Raw genomic sequence first — 15223 nt, 5'->3', positions numbered from 1 at the left:
TCATGCTTTTTTCGAATGTCATAGGTCAGGAAGATATACGACAACAATTAATAAAGTCCACGGAACAGCACCGCCTGAGCCACGCCAACATCATACTGGCGCCTGAAGGAACCGGGGGACTTCCGCTGGCACTTGCGTTTGCGCAATACCTCGTCTGCGAAGACAGACAGCCGGATGGGGCTTGTGGCAAATGTGCGTCCTGCGTGAAAGCAGGTAAGTACATGCATCCTGATATACATTTCTCTTATCCGGTTATTCCCCGTAAACCGGGCGATAAACCGGTAAGTTCCGATTACGCTGCCGAGTGGCGGGAATTTGTCGACGCCCAGCCTTATGGCAATGCATATGATTGGTTACAGTTCATCGGAGCAGAGAATAAACAGGGGAACATTACCGCTACAGAGTGCCAGGACATTATCCGCAAACTGAGTCTGAAAAGCTTTGAGAGCACCTATAAGATACTTTTGATGTGGATGCCTGAATACCTTGGCAACGAGGGCAACAGGCTGCTGAAACTGATAGAGGAACCACCAGACAATACTATTTTTCTGCTGGTGGCAGAAAACCAGGAGCAGATCCTGGCCACCATCCTCTCCCGCACACATCTGATCAAAGTGAATCCACTGCCGAAAGAGGTAATGATAGATGCACTCATCAACCGGGCACAGATACCAGCGGCCAAGGCCAGACAGGCTGCAACCATCGCTGCCGGCAATTACCGGGAGGCCTTGTACATGCTCCAGCATTCAGACGACGACTATCATGAACTGCTGCGCAACTGGCTCAACTACATTTTCACGGGCAACCGGGTAGCTCTCCAGGGCTGGATAGAAGGCATCGCCAGCACCAAAATGGGACGCGAGAACCAGAAACAGTTCCTGCGTTATTTCATCAACCTCCTGGAGCATACCCTGCGGCTGAAGTATATTGATAAAAGCCAGCTGGCCTTTTCAGATGAGGAATCGGACTTTGCGGCGAAGCTGCAAAAGCTGGCAGATCTTCAGCAAATGGAGCAGATCATGCAGGAACTGGACAATGCCTGCTATTATATAGAGCGCAATGCGAACGCCAAATTGCTGTTTCATGCACTTTCAGTGAAATTGCAGTATATCTTTAAAAAGAGGCCGATTCCGGCAATATGACATATTAAGGGCATTTTCCGTTATCTTTGTTAATTCCGACCCTATATGTAATAGGGAGGAATTATATATATTAAGGCATCCGGTCCAATGCCCGGATGTATTTCAATTAATAATTTAAATCGATTAATATGGCTTGTGCCGGATGTGGTACAGGTGCAGAGGGGAAGCCGTCAGGATGCAAAAGCAATGGAGGATGCAGTAGTGGAGGCTGTAACAGGCTGAATGTATTTGACTGGCTGGCCAATATTCCCTTAAGTGACAGCTTAGCACCATTTGATATTATAGAAGTAAGTTTCAACAACGGTAGCAGAAAGGATTTTTTCCGTAACACCACCAAACAGTTGCTCGATAAAGGAGAAATGGTAACTGTAGAAGGCGTCAGTGGTTTCGACATCGGACAGATCAGCCTCACAGGCGAACTGGTTAAGTTACAGATGAAGAAAAAGCGTATCGAAGATACCCCCGAAGTTAAAAAGGTACTTCGTCGCGCCACAAATGAAGACCTTGCGCGGATGAACGATAACAAGGCCCGCGAAAAGGACGCCCTCATCAAGGCCCGGGCCATAGCCCGCAGTATTGGTCTGGAAATGAAACTCGCAGAAGTGGAAATCCAGGCTGATGGCCGTAAAGCCACTTTCTTCTACACCGCTGACGATAGGGTGGATTTCCGTGAGCTGATCAAACTCTACGCCGGTGAATTCCGTGTAAAGGTGGAAATGCGCCAGATAGGCGCCCGCCAGGAAGCCGGAAAAGTTGGCGGTATCGGCAGTTGCGGAAGAGAACTTTGCTGCGCTACCTGGTTGACTGACTTCAAGAGCGTTAATACCACCGCTGCCCGTTATCAAAATCTGTCAATTAATCAGGCAAAACTTTCCGGCCAGTGCGGCCGTCTGAAATGCTGCCTGAACTATGAACTGGACACTTACCTGGATGCACTGAAGGAATTCCCTGAAGATGCAGACAGTATCGAAACCGTCAATGGCGTGGCTACCCTTCAGAAGAGAGATATCTTCAAAAACCTGATGTGGTACTCCTACGGCGACAGTAATAAGCAATATCCGCTTACTATTGCCCGCGTGAAAGAGATACGCCAGCTGAACAAGCAGAATATCAGGCCGGAAGACCTGAAACCTGTGGAAGTTGTGACGGTGAAACCGAAAGAAACTGACCTTGGCTTCGCAGATGTTGTAGGACAGATCAGCTTACGTTCCCTGGAAAAAGCTTCCCAGAAACGTAAACACAAAGACAAGGAAAAACAGAAACATAAACAGAAACAGGAGCAACAACCGCAGCAGCCGGCTAACAAAAAACAGGAGGGTAAAGGTGACAACCAGAACCGTCCTGCACAACAGCAAAAACAGCAGCAGGAGAACCGGCCGCAGAAACAGGATAATCGTCCACAGCAGCAGCAACAAAAGCCTAAACAGGAACAACGCCCGCAGCAACATGCTCCCAAGCAGAAGCAGGAACAGCGTAATCAGCCAAATGGGCCTAAACCGCAGCAGGACAAGAATAATCCTAACAATCCTAAACAACAGGGAGGAGGAGGACAAAACAGGCCACCGAAACCCCGCGAAAAACAGAAATAAAATATCAGTTTAATACATTGAGAAGGCGCATCAGTAACATGATGCGCTTTTTTATTTAGCGCATTGCAGGAACGGCTTCAGCATGATCTACCGAAAACATCCATCGCCCACAATAGCAATAGTGTATCAACCTTGCACAACTAGAGATTGCTCGCGTGGGAACGTTCCCGGATCCTATACACTAAAAGGCCGCCCGGAAGAACAGCCTTTGTTTAATAATTGGTTTTTGCTTATGAAAAAAAGATAGATCAAGTTTCGTTTTCAAACAATAACTTATAGTAATACAAATTGGTAGCCTCATCAAAACCACGCTCGATCATTTCTCTGTTACCATGAATATATATGTGAAAGTTCTTGTCCAACTTCAGTATGCTCTTAAAAACCTTTTGCTGTTTCTTTACAGCAGGAGATGAAATATCAAACTCGTCGGGGAACTCTTGCTGAAACTCCTGTTGAAACTGCTCTTTATATTCCTTGAATGACGCGATGGCATCAGGATGGCCCAATACTTCCTGTGCAAAATCATCCAGCTGGAACTGCTCTTTTTCCTTGAAATAGGTTGCTGATTTGTTAAGAAGGTCCACCTGATCTACACGGCTTATCTCGTATTCGCCGGGCAGTTTATCGTGGATAAACTTCTTACACATGTTCACCGCCAGTTCTGTCTGGTGATAGCTGTCCTCACGGCGTTGTACCTGCAGGAATGCATCCTTCCAGTAAACTGCTTCGTTTTGTTTGCTGATGCTGTCTATTATGCTGACTTTGTACCCATTTTCTTCTTCGGTGTTACACACCAGGCAACCCTTATCAAGTTTATTGATATTGATCCCATCTTCATAGTTCACCTCATAGTTGTCATTGGCCAGAAATACCTTGAGATAAGTATCCCTGTTCTCGGATTTGAAAATACCTATCGCCTCGACGTCTTCTCCATCCACCTGACACTTACTAAAGTACGCAATGTATAATTCTCCACCCTTAATCTTTGGATGAGTGGAATGCTTGTATAGATGCCTGGCAATATTTACTGATTGCTCGTGAAAATTGTCCCTGTTTTCAAAGATACGGCGACAGTATTGAAATATCTCATTTAATTGTAAATCAGCCTCATGATAAAAACGGAAGTACTCCGCGCTGTTGGTAAACGGCTGTATAAAATACGTCAGCAACAGCTGGCTGATCGTTTCGTCCTGCAACTCTAGCGGCGCCTGCGAGCAAATCAGCGGTTCTTCCTGTGAGGCATTTCCTACCTTATGTATTGAAAGGTGTTCAAGGTCTTTAAAGTCTGAAACATGTATCATGGCCCGGCGAAAATAGTGAAAACTATTTCACAAATTTCCCCCCTGGCGTAATGTGCAGTTCTTTACCTGTCAATTTGATAATTGCATCGCAGGTGAGCCTTCCTCTCCTGTCATTGTAATCACCCTCCCTGTTCTCCATTTGTTTCGCCTTCACGTCTGCCAGTTTCTGTTTCTTCAGATTATTGTAGACGATGTATCTGTCAATAATCTTATTATCCTTGTTCACCGTTAAGAACTCCAGGAAGTTTTCCCCACCTTTATTAAACTCATGCAGCCCTACCAGAATATTGTCTTTGGCCCGGATATGGAACAACGAAGCATAGTGATGATTTCCCCGTTTGCCTTTGAAATATTTAATAAGTGCCTTTTCATTGTACAGCTTAGAGCTATGTACAATAGACGTGGCCTGCCGGCCGATGATCTTACCACCGGGTAGCACCTCGTACTGCATATTGTACACCGTCTTGAAGCGGAAACTGCTATCCAGCTCCCTCATATCTTCTTCCTGCAGATTAATGCTGGCATCTTTGTCCACCATACATTTTCTGTAGATAGTTTCTGAATGTTCTCCCAATCTGCCGCCGTACACCACGAGCCTGTCCACCTCTTTACCTTTCTTATAGGTGATCAGTTTTACCTCCGGATAAGTCAATCCTTCATCCAGGTAGATGGTGTCTCTGGCATATAACAAGGCCGTTGCCCTTCCTGCTATGTCCAATCTGCCCAATGCATATAAAGGATCCGGGCTTTCTTCCTTAAAGTCGTAATAAGGCGTAAGCCTGGATACAGCTTTCAACTCTTTTGTACTGACGGTATCCAGTGTGGCGGGTAATTTATGTTCCGGGAAACGGTTAGCATACTTCTCAAAAGAGTCTTTCTCCTTTGGTACTTCCTTTATTGTTCCTTTACGGCTGATTTTATAAAAACGCAGGGATGTATTCACTTTCTGACTAGCCTGCACATAAGTGGAATGCCGGGCTCTTACTTCAATCAGGGAATCCAGTCCTATATAGAACCACTGGTTGGTAAACTCCGTAGAGGTGGTATCCTTTACAGCCACAACGGCGTCTTCCTCTTCTCCCCGTTCCCTGCTTACGTTGGCAGCTATCTGCAGGCGGGATTTCTCTGCACCGTTGTCGTTATATACGACCAGGTAAGTTCTCTTCTCATGATCATTGATCTCACAGGCATAGATTACAGGGGTAAATCCATTGACGGTAGCAAAGCGGCCTGCCGTTACCCGCTGAAAGGTGTCGGTACCCAGGTAATGGGCATAATCTTTTATTTCCTTCAGCTCGTAAGCATTCGGATAGGGTAACTTCAACTGGGTCAATCCGTTGATGAAATCCAGGTGTTTCATTACACTATCCGGCACAATAGGCGCAATATTGATGCTCTTATTCTGTTTAACGGCAGCGGGTTGAGAGCTGTTGTTACATGATGAGTGAAGGATCAACCCCAGCAAGCAAACAATAGGTATAACTCTAAACATAATAGGACGTTTACACAGGACTAATAACTTTACAAATATATAAGTACTTCTCTAATATATTAATAGCTTGATTACTATATTTTTGAACGGTAGTTATTTGACGCATTTTAGCCTGTGAAGGCGTAGCAACGGTCAATTTTGTCTCATTATGCGTTCAATTACTCCTTTCTTTTCTTAACTTGATACCTCAACGTAATCTTTTATCATGAAGCAGCATATCTGTTTATTACTGGCATTAACAGCCGGTTGTGCAGTCATGGCACAGGACAAATCCACGGCATTGTACCAGGCGCAGGATCTTACAAAAGAAAACATGTTCTCTGTCAACATTGAGGGGCCCAACTTTGATAAGGCCGGCAATCTCTACGTGGTGAACTACCTGAAGGACGGTACCATCGGAAAGATCAGCACAAAAGACGGTAGCGGGGAAGTATTCGTGACATTACCCGATAGCAGCATCGCAAACAGCATCCAGTTCAATAGCAAAGGGAATATGTACCTGCCGGACTTCAAAGGGCACAATGTACTGGAAGTGGATATGAAGACAAAAAAGGTAAGCGTCTATGCGCATTCAGATAAAATGTTCCAGCCAAATGACCTTTGTATCAGTAAGAAGGATGTGCTCTTCGCATCAGATCCTGACTGGAAAAACAGCAAAGGACAGATCTGGCGTATTGATAAAGGCGGTAAAGCCGTACTCCTGGACGGCAATATGGGAACTGCCAATGGGATCGAGCTAAGCCCGGATGAAAAGACCCTGTACGTAAATGAAAGCGTTCAGCGTAAGATCTGGAAGTTCGATGTGGATAAGGAAGGTAATATCAGCAACAAAAAGCTGTTTGCCGAATTCCCTGACTATGGCTTTGACGGTATGAAATGTGACAAGGCAGGCAACCTGTATGTAGCCCGCTGGGGAAAAGGAGTTATCGTTGTGTTAACCCCAGAAGGTAAAGAAGTACGGGAAATTCCGCTGAAAGGTAAACAGTGCAGCAATCTCACTTTTGGAGGCAAGGACGGTAAAACTGTGTTTGTGACGCTGCAGGACAGGAAGTGTATGGAAACATTCAGGGTGGAGACTCCGGGAAAACGATATTAAACAATCAGGGATCAGGAACTGAGAGAGCAATGCTGCATTCAATTCCTGATCCCTGATCAAATATTATATACTACATATTCAGTCCACCGCAGGCGCTGATCACCTGGCCGGTTACATAAGCTCCCATGTTGGAAGCCAGGAACAGACATACGTTAGCGATGTCTTCAGTGCTACCGAAGCGACCCAGCGGAATCTGAGACAGGTAGTTCTTCGCGCCGTCTCCATCTTTCAGGTAGTGGGTCATATCCGTTTCAACGAAACCAGGAGCTACTGCATTACAACGGATGTTGCGGCTACCCAGTTCAGCTGCGATAGATTTGGTAAAGCCGATGATACCAGCTTTGGAAGCAGCATAACTGCTTTGGCCTGCGTTACCTTTCATTCCGATAATGGAGCTCATATTGATAATGGAACCGCTCTTTGCCTTCATCATCGGGCGGATCACATGTTTGGTCATGTTATAAACACTCTTCAGGTTCACGTCCATTACTTCATCCCACTGGTCCGGGCTCATACGCAGCAGCAGGTTATCTTTGGAAATACCGGCGTTATTCACGCAGATATCTATAGCGCCGAATTCTTTCAGTACATCATTTATCAGCGCCTCGCTCTCTTCGAAACTGCCTGCATTGGATTTATAGGCTTTTGCCTTTACACCCATTGCCTGTAGCTTTTGTTCCAGTGCTTTGGCCTTTTCATCAGAACTAAGATATGTGAATGCAACGTTTGCACCTTCTTCAGCAAATTTGATCGCGATAGCTTCCCCTATACCTCTGCTGGCACCTGTTACAATAGCTACTTTGTTCTCCAGTAATTTCATATAGACGTAATAGTTGTTAGATGATTAAATTTAGATTTTGCCAGTGATGCCGGCGAATTTAAGAATTTCTTCCACATGCTGCCGCTCGTTATTGAGGCGGGGTACTTTATGCTGACCACCCAGTTTACCTTTACTCTTCAACCAGTCGGTAAAGGTGCCCTTGGGCAAAACATGTACTACAGGGCGGCGCAGCGCCATATCTTTATGACGTTTGGCCTCATAGTCAGAGTTGATGGATTTAAGGGTATTATCCAACACATCAATAAACTGTTCCAGGTTTCCAGGCATCACATCAAAGTCTAACAGCCACTCATGACCACCAGCTTCGCTATCGCTAAAATAGATAGGGGCCGCAGTATAGTCGTTCATCACGGCGCCGGTCACCTCACAGGCTTTGGCGATGGCTACATCAGAGTTCTCTACGATCAACTCTTCGCCGAAGGCATTGATAAATGACTTGGTACGTCCGCTTACCCGTACGCGGAAAGGTGCGAGGGAAGTAAATTGTACGGTATCACCTACCAGGTAACGCCACAGTCCTCCATTAGTACTAATGACGAGGGCATAGTTCTTACCCATTTCCACATCCTGCAGTTGCAGGGTTTGCGGACATGGTTTGCCATATTCCTCCATAGGCATGAACTCATAGAAAATGCCGTGATTGAGAAATAAGAGCAGGCCTTCCTCCCCTATTACGTCCTGTGCGGCAAAGAAGCCCTCAGAAGCGTTATAGGTCTCCTGGTAATACATGTCCGGTTTACGGATCAGTTTTTTAAACTGCTCCCGGTACGGTGTAAAACTTACGCCACCGTGCATATATAGTTCCAGGTTAGGCCATACATCGGCCAGGTTATCTTTTCCGGTGATCTCGAATATACGTTTGATCAATACCAGTGTCCAGGTAGGAACACCGGCTATGGAAGTGACATTCTCATGTATCACGGCATTGGCCATACGCTCTATCTTTTCTTCCCATTCGTCCATTAGGGCAATGGAAAGGTCGGGCGTACGGATCATATTGCCATAGAAAGGCATGTTTTGCAACATCACGGCACTCAGGTCGCCAAAGTAGGAATCACTTTCAGCATCCAGTTTATTCACCTGGTGGCTACCACCTATTACCAGCGATTTACCGGTCAGCAGGCGGGAGTCAGGGAAGTTATTATAGTACAGTGATAATACGTCACGGCCGGCACGATAGTGGCAGTCGTCCAGGCTCTCCACAGAGACTGGTATAAACTTGCTTTTATCGGCAGTGGTACCGCTCGATTTAGCGAACCATTTGATCGGCGTATTCCATAAGATGTTCTGCTGCCCTTCCATCAATCGCTGGATATAAGGCTTCAGAGTATCATAATTATGAATAGGTACCCGTTGCTTGAACTCGTCTATCTTATATATCTGTGAAAAGCCATATTGCTTGCCAAACTCGGTATACTGAGCGGCGCTGATAAGGTTTTGGAACACCTGCTGCTGCACCTGCTGGGGGTATTGCATAAAATATTCTATGCGCCCCATACGCAAACGTGCCAATTGTGATATTGCAGGACTTAATATTCTCATAATAGGATCAGGAGCGTAGTAGTTTATTGTTGTTTAGCAGCTTCGTCCAGGTAATTCTTACGACGTAAAATAAAATTCTGGCCAAGATACACTTTTCTTACCTGTTCGTCTTCGGCTAACTCTTCTGCAGTACCGGCCTTGAGTATCTTTCCTTCAAAGAGAAGGTAAGCCCTGTCGGTGATGGAGAGTGTTTCCTGTACGTTATGGTCTGTTATGAGGATCCCTATGTTTTTGTATTTAAGACGGGCAACGATTGACTGAATGTCTTCTACGGCTATGGGGTCGATACCGGCAAAAGGCTCATCCAGCAGGATGAACTTAGGATCTACCGCAAGGGCGCGCGCTATTTCCGTGCGCCGGCGTTCGCCTCCACTCAATACATCTCCGGGGCTTTTGCGCACATGGGTAAGACGGAATTCTTCCAGCAGGCTTTCCAGCTTTTCTTTCTGCTCTGCTTTCTTCAGGTTCGTCATTTCCAGCACGGCGGAAATATTATCTTCCACACTCAGCTTACGGAATACAGAAGCTTCCTGCGGCAGATAGCCAATTCCCATCTTTGCCCTTTTGTACATTGGCAGCTTTGTGATATTCACCTCATCCAGGTACACCTGTCCCTCGTCAGGCTTGATCAGCCCCACTACCATATAGAATGTGGTTGTTTTACCTGCTCCGTTAGGACCAAGCAATCCCACTATCTCTCCTTGTGTCACTTCTACAGATACATGGTTAGCTACGGTCCTGTGACCATAGCGCTTTACCAGTTGATCTGTATGTATTTTTAATGCCATATGTTCAAACTTAGCAAAAATACACTTTTCATTTAGCTTTCAACATCTAACTGTCGTCAGTCCCTCAATTTGTGCAAGATCGCTACATTTTTTATCTATGAATGGAGTACAATGTATTAAAATATTCGGCCATTTAGCGAAAAATCAGATGATAATTCTAATGGATGTATTATTTTTGCCCGGCATTAACTTAAGCTCACTTTTATTTCTACTATGAAAGTAACAGAACATATTGCGCAGGCAAAAGATACGCTGATCTCCTTTGAGATCCTACCGCCCCTTAAAGGTAAGAGTATCGATTCTATATACGAACACCTTGATCCGCTGATGGAATTCAAGCCAGCCTTCATTAACGTTACTTACCACAGAAGTGAGCATATGTTTAAGAAAAGGGGCGACGGCACCTTTGAAAAGGTGGAGATCCGTAAACGGCCCGGCACAGTAGCCATCTGCGCGGCATTGATGAACCATTATAACGTAGACGCAGTTCCACATCTGATCTGTGGTGGTTTCAGCAGGGAAGAAACCGAAAACGCGCTGATCGATCTCAATTTCCTGGGTGTGGACAATGTGCTGGTATTGCGGGGAGATGCGCCCAAAAATGAGACCTTTTTTGAACCTGAACCACATGGGCACCGTTATGCAGACGAACTGCTACAGCAGGTTATGCATATGAATAATGGTATCTACCTGGAGGAAGACCTGCAGGGTGGCGTAAAAACAAACTTCTGCATAGGTGTGGCAGGTTACCCTGAGAAACACTTTGAAGCGCCTAATATGCAAACTGATATGAGCTACCTGAAGAAAAAGGTAGAAAACGGCGCCGACTATATTGTGACACAGATGTTCTTCGACAACCAGAAGTTCTTTGACTTCGTGGCCAAATGCCGCGAAATGGGTATTACCGTACCAATTATCCCGGGATTGAAGCCTATCACAACCCGCAAACAGCTGACCGTGTTGCCACGTACCTTCCATGTAGACATTCCGGCTGATCTTGCCAACGAGATCCTGAAATGTAAGACAGATAAAGAAGTGGAAGCCGTAGGTACCGAGTGGCTGATACAACAGTCAAAAGAATTGAAGGCTTTTGGCGTGCCCGTACTGCACTACTACACATTGGGTAAACCTAATGTGATCCGTAAGGCGGTTGAAGCAGTGGTATAAAAGAGAATAATTAGCCGCAGTTTATAAAGGAAAGCGGTCAGCCCTGGGGCTGACCGCTTTTTTATAATAGAATGGTAACCGTTTTTCCTGATAAAAATGCCATTACGTGGAAACGTAGCAGCATGTCCGAATAACTGTCACACTTTTTGTCATTTTTGTTGCTGATAATTGTAGTGAATTATCAATCCCTAAGACGGTTATATCAGACACCACCCCTATTACGCCTTAAAAAATTAAGGGAGCCCCCTTTCAGGAACTCCCCAGTATATTTTGAATGCTTTTTATCGTTTAGTAATCTTCCCGGTTCAACAGCACGCCAAGGCTCATCGAAAAGTAGCTGTTTGTAATCTTTGCAGAAGATGTCCGGTCAAGATTCAACAATCCGCGGCTCAGATTGGCGCCAAACACCATTAGATTATTAAACTCCAGTCCGAACATCAGATTGGCCCCTGCATCAAATCTGCTTAACTGTGCTCCTGGAGCAATGCCCCTGTCTTTATAATTGAATTCAATTGAATGTGAATCCGTGCTAACAACAGACCCATTGTACATAAGGTCGAGGTCGTAGGTACCGCTCAGTCCATAGGCCGCATAGGGACCAGCTCCGATTACAATCTTACCCAGAGAAACCGGGAATTTGAGCACCATATTCAATGGCACTTCCAGGTAATGGAGTTTAAGCTGATTGGCTGATTCTACAAATATGCCTTGTTTGGAAGGTAGCGGGCGGAGGTAAGCACCTTTGGTAATGTATCTCACCAGGGGCTGAAAGTAGAGTTTCTTGTAGACAGGCACGTTGATAATCAGGTCAGCATGCAAATTCGTTAGTTGGCTGCTGGTACCAAGGCTGTTACTTTTATATCCCTGGCTGTTTTTTATCTGTGTGGCAGATACAGTGTAACCACCTCTTAATCCAAGGCTTACCTGGGCATAAAGTGGCAATAGGGAAGTTAACAGCGTTAAAAGAAAGAGTGTAAAAAATTTACTCATGCGTTTTACGTTGTGTTGTAATAATGTGTGGCATTGTCCTCTTAATAGGGTCTTCCAGGGTTCATAACACGGGGTGTTCCCGTCATAAATACGGGCATAAAAATAACCTAAATACTCACAAATTGGATTAAATATTGAGCATTCTCAACAAAAGGGGGAAACTTTCGAAAAAATTAAAAAAGTCCCCCCGTCAGTGACGGGAAGGACTCTTTATCAAAATATTGCTTGCCTTAGAATTTATAACCTACAGACACACCAAAAGAGGTGTTTCTCCAGCTACGATCATTGTCAGTGTTATCATACGCATTCACCAGGCCCAGATCAGCGTTGATACCGAGGTACAGACCGGCTTTCATTTCATAGCCAGCCACAATACCCAGACCAGCATCAAAACGTTTCAGCTTGCCGCCGATAATAGTTGATTCATCGTCAAAAGCTTTCCATTCTGCCGATACGTTACCAACGGTACCTTTGTGTTTACCACCCAGACCATAAGCAACATAAGGACCGGCGCCAAGGTTCAGCCAACCGGCGCCTACTTCTGGTTTGAACAGGAAGTTGATAGGCACCTGCAGATAAGACAGCGTCGTTTTCAGGTTGTCGCTGGTCTTGCTGCCTTTACCAGCATATAGTAAGCCTGTACCAATGAAGAATTCATCTGCCAGCGGTAAATCAGCGGTAACTCCGGCTCTTACACCAACTATCAGATCGCCGGTTTCTTTGTTACCTGTAGCACTTTTAGTGGTTGCACTTGAGAAATTGGGTCCTGCCACGATACCGAATTTTGTCTGGCCGAAAGTAATGCCTGCAATCATCAGTGCGGCAATGGATAATAATACCTTTTTCATATGGTTCTTTGGTTTTGGGTATAGCATCCTACAGGCGTTAAAGGATGCTATACCAACTTCTTAGCTATTGTTTGTTATTAGTAGGCGTTGCCTGTTTACGCCCGGTTAAAAAAAGTGACTTAATTGCCGTCAGACGATTAGAACAGATAACCTAAAGACACGCTGAACACTCTGTTCTTATTCTTGTCATTTCTGCTGTCTTCTCCACCGGAGTTAATTTTACCAAAGCCGTGTCCATACTGTGCTGACACCAGGAAGTTCCTGAACTCTGCACCTACCTGGACATTACCACCCCAGTCAAACCTCTTGTACTTGTCCAGTCCCTGGTTAGGATCTCCGTCATGGAATGGGGTGTCGTCGTCCCATTTAATGTTAGACTCTGTGCTGGTAGTTACTCCTGCAAGCGTGGTAGACACTTTATTCTTACCTGCCACACCAAATGCCATGTAAGGGCCTATACCGGCAAACAGCCTGGTATTTGTACCAACAGGTATCTTACCAACAACATTTAAAGGAATCTCAATGTACTGGGGTCGGGTTGTATATTTCCTGTAAGGAACGGTAGTGCTGTTATCTTTGTCTCCGGATTCCAGTTTAGCACCTTTAGTAGTATAGAACACTCCCGGCTGGAGGGAGAGTATTCTTGGCACCAACGGAACATCCGCTATAACACCGATATGGTAACCTGATAATGACCGGTCGTTATCTACCGAACCATTATTGTTTACAGAAATGTTAGAAAGGTTCCAACCACCTTTCACACCAACGCGCACCTGAGACATTGCTCCAAAAGAAATTGCAAGGGCCGCAAACGAAAGGATAATCTTTTTCATAATCTTAACAATTTGATTACAACATCAAAATTCCAAAGACTATGCCAAAGCAGTTCGCAGCAAACTTATCTGGCTGCAAACAAGTGAATTACAATAGATAATATTTTTTATATCTGATTATTTGCGGACTGTTCCGTCCTTCGTGTCCATCTTTTCAAGGAAATCATTGAGCTGTTCAACCCCCAATCTTTTGGCCAGAATCTTCTTTTTTTCATCCAGCAGATACACCACGGGTGTGCTGTATACATCGTAAAGACGGCGGTAATTGCTCTTGGCATCAGGGTCCCATGCATGGATCCATCCATTGAGCTTGTGCTCTTTAATGAAGGACTGCCATTCATCTTTGGTGCCTTCTGTTTTAAAACCTATCAGGGCTACTCCCTTGTTTTTCCAGCTGGCATTGAAGGCGGAATCGAGTTTGGGAACTTCTATCTTACAGTGACCACAGGTAGGGTCCCAGAAAACGAGGACAGTATATTTAGCTTTTGTAGTATAAAGGGAGACTGGCTTGAGGGAAGTGTCCTTCACTTCCAGTGGCGGCGCCTGTTGTCCTATCAGATTAGGCGCCATGGCATAGGCCCGGGAGATGATCTTGTTCAATTGATCATCCTTCAGCCAGTATGCTTCGCCAGATACGTAGTATTTCTCTACCATGTGTACGAATACGGCATCCATACCCATATATTTGGAGGTTTCGTAGTTATAGGTCAGCCACCATACCACGAACTTGAACATTTCTTTATCTTTCCTGGTCTTCGCGACAATATTGTCTGCTTCCGCAATGATGGAATCAGGATCCATCGCGACCAGCTGTGTGAAATACCTGTTCAGTTTCTTCTCTATAATATCTGTTCTTACCAACCTGCCGTCAGTCAGGTTTACACTGTCCCAATAGTGCGCTTTGTAATAACGGTAGCCGAAGCTGGAATCTGCGCCGGCGGGCGCTGGTGGTACCTCAGGATCTTTCATAGCCCTGAAGATGCTGGTCAGCAGACTTTTGGGGTGTTCTGCCACAATGCCGTTACGGAAGTTCTGAAGTTTCTTGCCCAATTCCTGCTGTAAAGATTTGGCCGCCGCACTGTCCGCCGCCGTACGTTTGGCCAGCATGGCATTGAGCTGCCTGTCCTGTGGCGCTATTTCCTTCGACAGGAACTTATTATATGACTGGAAGATTTCGTTTTCTTTGGAAGTTTTGAAAACGGTCTTGTTGATCAGGTCTGTTGTATCGATGCTAACAGAGAACTGCTGGTCTTTATTATCGAGCAGCATTTCAAAATAGCGTTGCCTGCCGGGAAGCAGCACGATATAAATACCACCGGGAAGTGCTTCCTTGTTCTTCATCACGGCAACGCCCTGCGCATTGATCTGGGCGGAATCAGCCATGTAAAAGCTCTTACCCATATAGTGGGCAAGACATAATTGCCCTCCGGTATATTGTTTTAACTGGAAAGTAAGCTGGTAGCCCTGCGCCTGTAGCTGCCAGTGGCAGAAAATGCAGGCGAGTAATAACATGAGTTTACGCATAGGGTATCGGTTACTGTAAAAGTAGCAAGGAAAAGGGAATTTCACAAAATCAGTGATCAGCTAAAATCCT

At 45.3% G+C, this 15223-nt stretch carries 13 protein-coding genes; 4 read left to right on the top strand and 9 right to left on the bottom strand.

The window, feature by feature from the left end; all coding sequences use genetic code 11:
• Positions 1–2: 2 nt before the first annotated feature.
• The gene (locus L3C95_RS03935; RefSeq protein ID WP_236385403.1) at positions 3–1142 is read left to right on the top strand and encodes an ATP-binding protein; all 1140 of its coding nucleotides are present in this window, start codon (positions 3–5) and stop codon (positions 1140–1142) included.
• Between the two features lie 128 nt (positions 1143–1270).
• Entirely contained in the window at positions 1271–2731 is a 1461-nt protein-coding gene (ricT, locus tag L3C95_RS03930) for a regulatory iron-sulfur-containing complex subunit RicT (RefSeq protein WP_236385401.1), read from the top strand.
• 248 nt (positions 2732–2979) lie between these two features.
• Here the strand turns inward: ricT and L3C95_RS03925 are convergent, their stop codons facing one another.
• Entirely contained in the window at positions 2980–4032 is a 1053-nt protein-coding gene (locus L3C95_RS03925; RefSeq protein ID WP_236385399.1) for a nucleoid-associated protein, read from the bottom strand.
• A gap of 22 nt (positions 4033–4054) precedes the next feature.
• On the bottom strand, positions 4055–5524 hold the full coding sequence (locus L3C95_RS03920; RefSeq protein ID WP_236385398.1) for a hypothetical protein: 1470 nt from the start codon (positions 5522–5524) through the stop codon (positions 4055–4057).
• A 205-nt stretch (positions 5525–5729) separates the two neighbouring features.
• Here L3C95_RS03920 and L3C95_RS03915 point away from each other — a divergent pair, with 205 nt between their 5' ends.
• Positions 5730–6620, top strand: a complete 891-nt coding sequence (locus L3C95_RS03915; protein WP_236385395.1) for an SMP-30/gluconolactonase/LRE family protein — start codon at positions 5730–5732, stop codon at positions 6618–6620.
• A gap of 70 nt (positions 6621–6690) precedes the next feature.
• On the opposite strand, the gene fabG is transcribed toward L3C95_RS03915, so the two are convergent.
• The 3 genes from fabG to lptB form a co-directional block, all read right to left on the bottom strand.
• On the bottom strand, positions 6691–7440 hold the full coding sequence (gene fabG / locus L3C95_RS03910) for a 3-oxoacyl-[acyl-carrier-protein] reductase (protein WP_236385393.1): 750 nt from the start codon (positions 7438–7440) through the stop codon (positions 6691–6693).
• A 30-nt stretch (positions 7441–7470) separates the two neighbouring features.
• On the bottom strand, positions 7471–8937 hold the full coding sequence (locus L3C95_RS03905) for a GH3 auxin-responsive promoter family protein (RefSeq protein WP_236385392.1): 1467 nt from the start codon (positions 8935–8937) through the stop codon (positions 7471–7473).
• Between the two features lie 89 nt (positions 8938–9026).
• Positions 9027–9791, bottom strand: coding sequence for an LPS export ABC transporter ATP-binding protein (gene lptB / locus L3C95_RS03900; protein ID WP_236385390.1), 765 nt, complete (start codon positions 9789–9791; stop codon positions 9027–9029).
• A 213-nt stretch (positions 9792–10004) separates the two neighbouring features.
• Between lptB and metF the strand changes: the two genes are divergently transcribed.
• The gene (metF, locus tag L3C95_RS03895) at positions 10005–10958 is read left to right on the top strand and encodes a methylenetetrahydrofolate reductase [NAD(P)H] (protein ID WP_236385388.1); all 954 of its coding nucleotides are present in this window, start codon (positions 10005–10007) and stop codon (positions 10956–10958) included.
• 288 nt (positions 10959–11246) lie between these two features.
• Here metF and L3C95_RS03890 read toward each other — a convergent pair whose 3' ends face one another.
• From L3C95_RS03890 to L3C95_RS03875, 4 genes are all read right to left on the bottom strand, one after another.
• A complete protein-coding gene (locus L3C95_RS03890) occupies positions 11247–11948 on the bottom strand; it encodes an outer membrane beta-barrel protein (RefSeq protein ID WP_236385387.1) in 702 nt (233 codons plus the stop codon).
• A gap of 230 nt (positions 11949–12178) precedes the next feature.
• Positions 12179–12796, bottom strand: a complete 618-nt coding sequence (locus L3C95_RS03885; protein ID WP_236385386.1) for a porin family protein — start codon at positions 12794–12796, stop codon at positions 12179–12181.
• 137 nt (positions 12797–12933) lie between these two features.
• Positions 12934–13629 carry a porin family protein gene (locus L3C95_RS03880; RefSeq protein WP_236385385.1) on the bottom strand — a complete coding sequence of 232 codons (696 nt, stop codon included), beginning with the start codon at positions 13627–13629 and terminating at the stop codon, positions 12934–12936.
• 117 nt (positions 13630–13746) lie between these two features.
• Complete coding sequence (locus L3C95_RS03875; protein ID WP_236385384.1) at positions 13747–15153, bottom strand: redoxin domain-containing protein; 1407 nt, start codon at positions 15151–15153, stop codon at positions 13747–13749.
• Positions 15154–15223 lie beyond the last annotated feature (70 nt).

The sequence above is a fragment of the Chitinophaga filiformis genome (assembly GCF_021646545.1).
GTDB classification, from domain to species: domain Bacteria; phylum Bacteroidota; class Bacteroidia; order Chitinophagales; family Chitinophagaceae; genus Chitinophaga; species Chitinophaga filiformis_A.
Note: the sequence above shows the minus strand (reverse complement) of the source record. Positions and strands in the feature narration are given on the sequence as shown.